The sequence below is a fragment of the Clostridioides sp. ZZV15-6383 genome, from assembly GCF_020657735.1.
GTDB classification, from domain to species: Bacteria; Bacillota; Clostridia; order Peptostreptococcales; family Peptostreptococcaceae; genus Clostridioides; species Clostridioides difficile_D.
The window spans coordinates 1-572 of sequence record NZ_JAGWCV010000134.1; the positions used below are offsets into that span (position 1 = coordinate 1).

A 572-nucleotide genomic window follows, 5' to 3' on the forward strand; every position below is an offset into this window, starting at 1 on the left:
TAGATATTGAAGCATTTAAAAATACTAATAATCAGATAGGTTTAGATTTAGGAATTAAAGAATTTTGTATCTCAAGTTGTGGAGAATTTATAGAAAATCCTAAGTATCTTAAGAAGTCATTAAACAAGCTTGCTAAATTACAAAGAGAATTATCGAGAAAGACAATCGGTAGTTTAAATAGAAATAAAGCAAGATTAAAAGTTGCAAGACTTCAAGAACATATAGCTAATCAAAGAAATGATTTTCTACAAAAACTATCTACTAAATTAATAAAAGAGAACGATATTATTTGCATAGAAGATTTACAGAGGATATGATTAGAAATCATAAACTATCTCGCTTAATTTCTGATGTATCATGGTCAGAGTTTATTCGCCAATTAGAATACAAGGCTAATTGGCATGGTAGAAAAATTGTAAAAGTAGGTAAATTCTTTGCAAGTTCGCAAATATGCAATAAATGTGGGTATAAAAACGAGGAAGTGAAGGACTTAAATATAAGAGAATGGATTTGTCCTAGTTGTAATGAAACTCACGATAGAGATATAAATGCAAGTATAAATATATTAAAAG

General features: G+C 27.6%; 1 pseudogene. It reads left to right on the plus strand.

The window, feature by feature from the left end:
- Window positions 1–572: pseudogene (locus KGF42_RS19110) on the plus strand (RNA-guided endonuclease TnpB family protein); the annotation flags it as partial.